8 protein-coding genes are annotated in these 9,296 nt (G+C 64.8%); 4 read left to right on the top strand and 4 right to left on the bottom strand.

All coding sequences use genetic code 11. The annotated features are described in order from the left end of the window. Positions 1–636: 636 nt before the first annotated feature. Together RB628_RS38095 and RB628_RS38085 are read left to right on the top strand one after the other, a co-directional pair. A complete protein-coding gene (locus RB628_RS38095) occupies positions 637–1,545 on the top strand; it encodes a hypothetical protein (RefSeq protein ID WP_318325230.1) in 909 nt (302 codons plus the stop codon). Positions 1,546–1,836: 291 nt separating this feature from the next. Continuing rightward, entirely contained in the window at positions 1,837–2,316 is a 480-nt protein-coding gene (locus RB628_RS38085; protein WP_318325229.1) for a hypothetical protein, read from the top strand. A gap of 27 nt (positions 2,317–2,343) precedes the next feature. Here the strand turns inward: RB628_RS38085 and RB628_RS38080 are convergent, their stop codons facing one another. Together RB628_RS38080 and RB628_RS38075 are read right to left on the bottom strand one after the other, a co-directional pair. Beyond that, entirely contained in the window at positions 2,344–2,793 is a 450-nt protein-coding gene (locus RB628_RS38080; protein WP_318325231.1) for a helix-turn-helix transcriptional regulator, read from the bottom strand. Positions 2,794–3,537: 744 nt separating this feature from the next. Continuing rightward, positions 3,538–4,776 carry a helix-turn-helix transcriptional regulator gene (locus tag RB628_RS38075; protein ID WP_318325228.1) on the bottom strand — a complete coding sequence of 413 codons (1,239 nt, stop codon included), beginning with the start codon at positions 4,774–4,776 and terminating at the stop codon, positions 3,538–3,540. Positions 4,777–5,272: 496 nt separating this feature from the next. On the opposite strand from RB628_RS38075, the gene RB628_RS38070 reads away from it, so the two are divergent. Both RB628_RS38070 and RB628_RS38065 read left to right on the top strand, forming a co-directional pair. Then, positions 5,273–5,977, top strand: a complete 705-nt coding sequence (locus RB628_RS38070; protein ID WP_052769546.1) for a restriction endonuclease — start codon at positions 5,273–5,275, stop codon at positions 5,975–5,977. Positions 5,978–6,118: 141 nt separating this feature from the next. Then, positions 6,119–7,105, top strand: a complete 987-nt coding sequence (locus tag RB628_RS38065) for a phosphotransferase (RefSeq protein ID WP_318325227.1) — start codon at positions 6,119–6,121, stop codon at positions 7,103–7,105. A 383-nt stretch (positions 7,106–7,488) separates the two neighbouring features. On the opposite strand, the gene RB628_RS38060 is transcribed toward RB628_RS38065, so the two are convergent. Both RB628_RS38060 and RB628_RS38055 read right to left on the bottom strand, forming a co-directional pair. After that, entirely contained in the window at positions 7,489–8,634 is a 1,146-nt protein-coding gene (locus RB628_RS38060; protein ID WP_318325226.1) for a hypothetical protein, read from the bottom strand. A 273-nt stretch (positions 8,635–8,907) separates the two neighbouring features. Then, on the bottom strand, positions 8,908–9,296 hold a 389-nt coding region (locus RB628_RS38055), incomplete at its 5' end, for an ATP-binding protein (RefSeq protein ID WP_318325225.1).

The following is a 9,296-nucleotide window of genomic DNA, read 5'->3' as shown; positions in this document are numbered from 1 at the left end:
ATTCACACCAGACCCGTGACCTGCGACTTCACGATGCACACCACTCAATGGGCCACCTTCGAGGGCCCGTCCCGCACCCTTTGCTGCGCCAGGCCCGCAGGAGTGGCGTACAGCCGTGACAGGGGCCCGCTGCCTTCCAGGATCTTCACGAGCCGTCGCTCCACGCCATCGTCACGGATCGAGTCCGGGGGTCCCTGACGAGCTGACCGGGCCCTGGACTGCATCCCCTGACCAGGACGCCCCGCCCCCAGGGCCGCGACATTCCAGTCATCCGGCAGGCCACGCACCATCCTTGCCGCAGGTCTCACCATGCCAGCAGATCTGCGAACCTTTTCGCCAAGGATTTCTTGGGAGATATCACGGGAGTGATTTTTGGCAGATGCAATCGAGCTCTATGCTGTGTTGGTCAGGTTTTCGCACGAATTCTCCTCCCCTAAGGGGCAGGATGATCTCGAATGTGACGGCGATCTGTGCGACTCGGTATACGTTATTGCCAGGCTAATATCGACCTGCTCTCACGATAACGGTCCTATGTACTCCTAAATGATCGGCGAATGTGAACACCGGGTGCGAACTGTCGTCCCGACTTTCCATCGCCGACCCTGCATGAGCGAATCAGCGAAAGGAGCCCTCACGATGGAAGGAATATCCGCGCCCGAGAATTCGGTTGAGGTAGTCTCAACCTTGAAATCGGAAGCGCCCGACCGCAGTATCAAGTACGTCTTCAAGACGTCGGATAGGGCTACCTTCGAAGCCGTGCAGCTCTGGGAGGGAGAGCACCAAGCCTATTCAGTATGCATGTCGGCCCAAGCAGGATGCAGGTATGGCTGCACGCACTGCGCCACTACCTTCGCCCGCACGCCCTTCGTTCGAAATCTACAGGCGGAAGAGATCACCTCTGCGGTGGAGCAGTTGGACGACGAGGTGCGGACTGAGCAAGGCCCCCTCGCATGGGTTGATTTCGCCGGGGTCGGGGATGCTGCCGCCAACTGGACTCACGTCACTGCCGCCGCGAGAACGATCGTCGGCCGCGAGTTGGCGCGGGAGGTGAAGGTGACCAGCATCGCGCCGCAGGCTTGGGTGCGTAATCTCCTGAAGCCCAAGGCTTGGCTCCCGGAGCGCTTCATGTTCTCGCTGCACGGTGCCAATGCTGCTCAGCGCAGGGTAGTCATCCCACGTGCGGACGACCCTTCCACAGTCTTGCCTCTGTGGGCGGCCGTGGCTGAGATGCGCCCGGTGCGGCTGAACTACGTTCTTTGCGAGCACAACACGCGACCCGAGGATGAGGCGGCGCTGATCGATCTGCTTGCTCCCTACACCGGACGCTTTCTCCTGTTGCGGCTCTCCAGTTTCAACCCGGTACACGGCAGCGCCCTGCGCCCAAGCCTGCGAGAAGAGGCATTCATCACCGCTCTCTCCCAAGGCTTGAACGGCTGGACGGTCTCCCATCACTTGTCTGCCGGCCGGGCGACGGCGGCTGCCTGCGGGCAGCTTCGTTCAGACATCCTGGAGCTCGCTCCGCCAGCTAGGCGCCCAGAGCTGTAACTGCGACGAACACCATGACCTCGCCGTCGGCGTCACGGTGCCGCTCACGCCGTACACGCTCGGCCAACTCTGGGAACGCGAGGGAGTGCCCCCACATCTATGCCGAGTCCAGCCCGCGAACGGCCATTCCCCAGTGCTCCCAGTCGAACAAGCAGAACGGCGGGGCCGCCACATTCGCCCAGTTGAGGTCCGCATGCGGCGGCGACCACTCCCTGATCGTTGCCGCCGAGGATTGATGATCAGTATGTTCGTGTCGCCGAAGGTTGGGACGGCAGGGCCTCAGGGGGTTTGATGCTGGACACGCTTGTGACAACGGCCGCTGGTGCGCTTTCCGCCACAGCGGGTGTGCTGGTCGGCGGTATCGTCACGCGCCGTGCTCAAGATCGTCAGTGGACACGTGATCAGCAACTCGCCGCCTACCAGGAGCTGTTCAGCCACTACGCCAAGTTCACGATGGGACTCAGGCGAGCGCATGGTGACCGGCGCGGCTGGGATTACGACTGGGGCGAGTGGAGCGCGGCCTTGATACGCGTAAGCCTGGTCGCCCCAGCGGAAGTTGCGGCCGAAATCGACAACTTCGGCCGCGCCATCAACTCCTTCCTGGACCAGGTGGAGCGAGGCGAACGCACTCCGCTGCGTGACCCGCTAAGTCTGGAGGAGTTCGAACAGGCCAGGCAGGCACCCGCCAAGGCGCAGGCGAAGCTGGTCAATGTCATACGACGTTCACTGGGCAATAATCACAAAGGGCTGCCCTTCGGAATCGGCGGGTAAGGCAACGTCTGCAGCTTGGCTGGCGGATCACAGGGCTTGCGCAGACTCGAGCCCGGGCTCCGTGGTTCGCTGGCGAGGGAGCGTGGTGGGGGCCTTGGGGCCACGAAGGATTGGGCCCGTGAGTTCGATCGGCGCATCGAGGCCGTCGAGGAGCAGGACGATCTTGTCGATGTTGGTGAGTCTACGCACTCCGGATTCCAGCATCGATAGGAAGGCCTGGCTCAGGCCGGTCAGTGTGGCCAGATCATCTTGCCGGAGCGAACCGAGTCTTCGGACAAGTAAGCAGACGGTCCCGAAGTCTCTTTCCTGGAGGGCTAATTGGATGTCGCTTGACTCCCAGACGTGCTCCGGTACGCACGGTTGAGCCCCCGGGGCTTCCCCCCACGCTAGCCGGAGGCATGCATTGCAGTGTGCGTCGTCGTTGTATCTACTCAGGTGGCACCCGCAACCGTGACAGCGACGCGGATGTCCCGTCATCCCGGGCGCCTGGGCAGTGCGGAGTGCCGACACGGAGATCTTCTCCTTGGTGAACCGAGATACCGATGGGGGCGATGGGCCGCGTTCGCGCTGTCCCCGGCCGACGTTGTCCGTGAACAGTGGGAGCGTCGCCTTACTGGGGCGTTGGGCGGCACCGGCGGCGAGGTTGTTCCTGATCCGAACGTGCGCGGTCTACGAGGCTGGGTCTTCCGCGGACCCACGGCGCTCTCTGCGCGCTTTACTCAGGGCTCGGCGCAACGCGGCGGGGTGCGTCAGAGCCCTGGGAGAACCGGGCAACCTGTGCCAGTGGAGACCGGGCGGCTCGGTCTTGCCCGCTGGCGGGACGATGACGTGGCACTTCAGGCCAAGGGCGACCGTCCCAGGCTCTTCCCAATCCGCGGCGGCACCCGCGGGTACGAGGAAGTAGAGACGAGGCTCCGGGTCTTCAGGCGCGAGAACCACAGGGCCCATGGGTTCGCCGGCGTCGGTGAGGATGTCCATCGCTCGGAGGCCGATGGCCTCGACTGCGCGAATGGCGTCCCACCACTGCCCTGCGGCGCACAGTTCGGGCTCCTCGCCGATGGGCATCCATCGGGGCAGAGGGGCGGATGCTCTCGGGTCGGCATCAGACATCATGCGAATGGTCTCCCCACAACTGGTTGTGAGGAGACCATTCCATTCTGCAAGCTCCGTGAGCGGACAGACTGTCCGGGGGATCCTTCCGCGAACCCTCTTGACGTACCGTCAGGCTGTGGTAAGTCCCGCCCAACTCCCGAAGGCCGAAAGCTCGTTGGAAGGATGCGTCTCCAAACGCAGCAGGGCAGACGTCGTCTCGCGGACAGACGGGTGGAACCTGACGTGGTTCGGTGCCACCTTGCGCGCCCGCTGAAGGTCAGCGAACGCCCCTGCCCTGTCCCCTGTCGCGAGCTTCGCCGAAGCCACGTCGATGAAGTGGTGGCTTGACCGCTCGCCGACCGTCGTTGCGGGCGGCATCCACTCCCCGCCAGAGGTGGGAGACCACTCTCCAAGCCGCGCCAGAGCCTGCTCGGTATCCCCCGTGTCGATCATCGCGTGCACTTCATGGATGCGGATGTTCGTCGGCCCGAACGACATCTCGTAGGCGAGGGAATCGCGGTCGCCGGCCACCCTGGACACCTGCTCCGCCTCCCGCAGGTACTCGCTCGCACGATCGGGGTTGTTCTCCCGCGCTTCGAGCACAGCGAGCTTGAGCAGGAGAGCGCCGTCCACCGCGAGCGCGTCCTCCGTGTACGAGCGTTCCGGCTGAATTCGCTCAAGCTCGCGTCGCAGCGCCAACAGCTTGCGACGAGCGGAACTGTAGGCGCCCTGGCGGAGCATCGCGCCGGTAACCAGGTAGGCGGCAGTGACCTGCATCAACGGGTCACGGGACTGGTCCGCGGCCCAACGGACGCGCTCCAGCGCGGTGGTGGAGAGATCGTGATGGCCCAACTTGTGCGCCAGAGAGTTGACCGCCCGGTAGGCGCGGGCGAGATGCCAGAAAGCAGATCGTTCCTCATCACCCTGAGCGCTGAGCGCCACATGCGTCAGCTCGGTGATGATCGGTGCCAGGAGCGGCCCCATAGGGGCGTAACGCGCATCACGGCGCAGAGCCGCGATCTGGTCGACCTCCGAAGCGAGCACCGGCAATCCGCGGGGAGCGATATCCAGCTCATCGGGTGTGTCGTAGCACAGCATGATCCGCCGGAGCTCCGGGATCACCGCGTGAACGCCGTCCTCAGCCTCCGGCTCACCGTAGTACGGCTGCCCTGTGAGAACCTCGACGCCGAAGTGCAGGGCCTTCGTGAGCGCCAGGACCAGCGAGAGTGGCGCCTTCCGCTTCCCGGATTCAAGCTTTTCGATGTAGCTCGGTGATACGGCGACTTTCTGGGCGAGTTGAGCGACAGACAGTCTCCGAACCTTGCGGGCTATCCGGAGCCGGTCGCCCAGCGTCACGTTCTCAGCCATGGGCGGATCAATCCCTTCTCGACGGAGCACTCAGTTCAGGGTACGGACAAGGCCCCTCCTGGCGAGCCGCGTCGCCAAGTGTTTACGAGGGGGCCGCCGGTTGCCGGTGATCTCGGGGGTGATGTGCGGGCAGTAGCCGTCGCCAACAGCCCAATCCGCCAACCGAGTGGCGTACCAGGAACGGAACTAACCGGCCTATTTACGGCAGTTGGGCTGGATCTAGTCGGGATGAACTGGCCTCGCGTCAAGTGCTGGAGCGCAGAAACCCACGGACAGATTGTCCGGTCTCGCTCACTACTCAGTGGCATCGTAGCTTCGCGCTCAGTTGCCGATCGAGGTTGCGGGCGGCGTCTCCTCCCCCACGTAACGAGCTCATCCAGCTGACCGGCGAATCGAAGACAGCATCTCTTCACGCTGGCCGGAAACGCCTACTTGGCAATGCCGCCCCGCACTTCCACACTGCCCACCAGATTCACCACCGGGGGAAAGGGATCCGATGCCCAAGCGGAAGGGACGCCGCACCAAGGCGCAACGGCAGCGAGAACTACGCCAACGGGCAGGCATAGCGGCGGCCGGGCTCGCGGCAGTGCTCTTCGTCCTTTGGCAGTCGCCGTGGCTCCTGCTGGGCCTCGCCGGAACAGGGACCGCGGGTGTCGCCGCCTGGCTTCTGTGGAAGGCCCACAAACGAGAGCGCGCCGGCGACCGCACATGGCGCGAACAGGACCGGCGCATGGAACTGGAACGCTCCATGACCACCATCGACGCCATGACCTGGCAGGACTTCGAACACTACGTGGCCGAGTTGTGCCGCCGAGACGGTTGCACCAACGTCGCCGTGGTCGGTGGCTCAGGGGACCTTGCCGCAGACATCCTCGGTAACATGCCCGACGGGCGGCGCTTGGTCGTACAGGTCAAGCATTACGCGCCCCACCGCACGGTTCCCAGTGGCGACATGCAGAAGTTCGTCGGCATGGCCTTCAACGAACACCACGCGGACGTCGCCCTGTTCGTTGCCACCTGCGAGTACGGCAAAGCTGCACGAGGCCTCGCGATCAAGCACCAAATCGTAGCTCTGAACCGCAACTTGTTCGGCTCCTGGAATAGCGGAGCGCCACTGGAATCGCTCCTGTCCTTGAGTGGGACCGGCGGCGGAGTGCCCCGCCGACGCTCGGCAAGAAGACGCCCGGAAGAGGCTTCCTGATCTCTCCACGAGTGTGTCTGCAGCCTCCGCTGTCTGCCGTGGAGATCGCCTGCGGGGTGGTGGCCCTCACTGGGTGGATCGGGAGGGACGGACACCGGAACTCGGTGGCGCCAGAGACCGCAGTTCCCTCACGCTGAGGGAATGCCGAACACGATCACCCCGCGCATCCAGTACAGCTCCACAGCCGTACGCCCGCGCTGGGCCGACCTGCCACGGGACGTCCGTCGGCTTGTCTCCCGACGCCTGGGCGGCGCGGTGGATGCCGGGCCGAGCGCCGGAAGCGGGTTCACCAGCGGCTTCGCCGCCGTGCTCCATGGCGCCAACGGGTCCGAGTTCGTCAAGGCGGCCAACGCCCTGGACAACACCGTGATTGCCGACTGCTACCGGCAGGAGGCATTGATCAACACGGCGCTCCCCGCAGAGGTTCCGGCGCCCCGCCTGCGGTGGATCGAGGAACAGGCAGACGGGTGGATCGTCCTGGGATTCGATGCGGTCAATGGAGGCCGCATGCCCAGCGCGCCGTGGAACGCTGACGAACTCGCAGCGACGCTTGACGCCTACACGGTCACGGCTGAAGCACTCTCCACGCCCTCCGAGACACTCCAGCAGGTCGGCCTCAAGCCGATCGGTGACGGCAGCGACTTCGCCGACTGGCGCGGCCTCGTCAGCGGCACTTCCAGTGTGGAATCCCTGCCGGCATGGGTGCCGACCAACCGGCTGGACACCTTGGCTGCCTTGGAAACCCAATGGCGACAGGCCGTGGCTGGCGATGCAGTCCTCCACCATGACCTGCGCCAGGACAACGTCCTGCTCGACACGAACGGAGCTGCGTGGATCTGCGACTGGAACTGGCCGTGCCTCGGGGCGAGTTGGTTTGACCTCGTGCTCCTCCTGGCCACAGCGCACGCCGACGGACACGATGCCACCACCCTCTTCGTGAGCCACCCCACGGCCCGAAAAGTCGACGATCAGCAGCTCGACGCGGCCCTGGCCGCCCTCTCCGGGTTCTTCCTGGTCTCCGGAGCGCAACCCCCGGCGGACTGGTCCCCGTACATTCGCCAACACCAGACCTGGTGCGGCGAGGTCACGCTGCGATGGCTGGCCAACCGTCGCGGCTGGACGTTCTGACCGGCGAGTTCGTCCAGGGGCCAGGATCAGTCACGCCGTTCCGCTGCGCCGATAGCCGACCCACAAACGTGCCTGAGCCAGGACCTCGTCCACCATATCGACGAGGGCCTCACACCGCCCATCCAATGCCTCACGGACTGCGTCATGCACGCGTGCGTCGAGCCCCGGCACAGTGATCTCAAGACGACGGGCCAGCCACTTCCCGCCGCCACTCCACGCCCCGCTAACTGGTTCTAACAAAAGCGGATAACTATGTGACTGTCAGCTTGTCTGCTCGTTGGTCTGTTTATGGCGAAGCGTGAGTCGCGACCATGGATCGTGTCGGATGAACTGTCAGCGGCCGCAGGGCTACCGACGGCCTGTCCTTGGCTCATCGCTCACCCCTAGAGGAGACCGCTCTGAGGGAAGATGCCCGGCACGTAGCCCCTGGCGCTGGGTAGATTCCGCCAGTCGAGGTCCCCCTCCTCCACCGGTGCTGCCCGCCAGTCCTCCTCCTCGTTCATGTTGCGGAAGGCCTCGTGCAGGAGATCCGGGAGCAGTGCGCTGTCCCAGCGGCCCGGGCGGCGCCGGTCCTCGGGAATCGTCCAGTCCGCCGCGAAGAGAGTGCCGTCGCGGTAGAGCGTGCGCTCCAGGCGAGGCCGATGGCGGGCGAGCAGACGCAGGATGTCGTCGCGGAGCCCTGCGGTTTCATGGCGCCGGGCCGCCCGTTCCACGCGCTGCAGCACTGGTACCAAAAGGCCAAGTGTCACGCCGAGCGCGGCAAAACTGGCCACGACATAGTCGCCCAGGATGAGTGGTTCTTGATGAGCGAAGGCGTCCAGGAATGGCGTGTAGTAGGCCAGCACGTGCAGGTCCGGGTCGACGGGAAGGTCCACGGCGCGAAGGGCGGCTTCGTCCGGGTCGATCGCCAGGAGATGCATGGGGCCCCGCGGAAGGGGGAAATGCACTGCACTCGCGTAGACGATCTTTGGCGCCTCGCCCTTGATAGTCTTGATCGTCCTCTTCTGCTCCTCCATGGCTTCGCACAGGCCCCTCGTCAGACGGCCAGAGCGGCCCTTGGCCTCCGCGACGACATACCCGCCGTCGGTCAACTCTCCGAAGAAGTCGGCCCGGCTCTGACCTGGAGCGAAGGTGAGTTTGTAGGCGGAGGCGTAACGTGCCACATGCATGAAGAACCGGACGAACAGCTGTCTTTCGGCGAAGATCTGGCACATGGCTTGCCCCAGGGTGTAGGACAGCATGCCCTTCTCGGACGGGTCGAGCTCGTGGGCGAGGTCGGTACGCGTAATGCGAGGAACCGGATCATCACTCCAGCTGAGATAGGCGGGCAGGACCGCCACCCTGTGGCACCACTCGTATGCCGACGACCTTCCGTGCTTGGCCCGGTCGTACGGGGCTCTGCCGGTGATGAACAACGCGCGCGCCAAGTCTTCCGGTAGGACCGACAGTTCCTGCTTGACCGGGACGCCGGCGCCGGCCGGGAAGAGCGCGGCGTCGGTGTGGACTTGCGCGGGACCGCTGGGGAACATCGTCGCTACTTTCCGGAGCAGGGTCACTCGGACACAGGCCGTGAGAATCGTCCCACCGGGCTCTCTAGGAACGCAGCCCGAGCGACAGGATGATATTCCTCAACAACAGTGCGTGCCGCGGCAACCGGATCCATGCAGTCACTATCCGTATTGGCTACGCAGCGTGCACGCGGTTTCTTCGACCGGACCGGAACACTGTCCACGGACAGCGGCCCGGCCAGGGGAGCCGTCAATTCAGGTAGCTCTGCCAGAAGCGGTCTGGCCGTAAGGAGATCAGGCCGCTTGATGCTCAACTCGCGGATGTACACCGGCTATTGGTACGGCTTCCGCGACAAGCAGATGGGCGCCGCCGGCAAAGGTGACGATCGCCCTCTCTGCAGGCACGTCGCCCTGCGAGGACGTCAAAGTTGCGGCCTGCTTCGTAGGGGTGGGGATCGCCAGCTCGAACCAAGTGATCTTCCCCGCTGCGCATGGGTTCGACCCCCACTCCGTTGCCAGCGCGGCGATGAGGAATAGGCCGCGGCCATGCTCGTCCGTGGACAGTGCCTGTGCCGGAGTCACCGGAGTGGGATCGGCGTCAGTGACTTCCACGCGGAGCCGCTCTCCTGCCCACCGTACGCACACCACGCACGCGGCTTTCGTGTGCGTGACCGAGTTCGCGA

It is taken from the genome of Streptomyces sp. ADMS, from assembly GCF_033441795.1.
GTDB lineage: Bacteria > Actinomycetota > Actinomycetes > Streptomycetales > Streptomycetaceae > Streptomyces.
The sequence above is the reverse complement of the archived record's forward strand: the minus strand, read 5'-3'. Positions and strand labels throughout refer to the sequence as shown.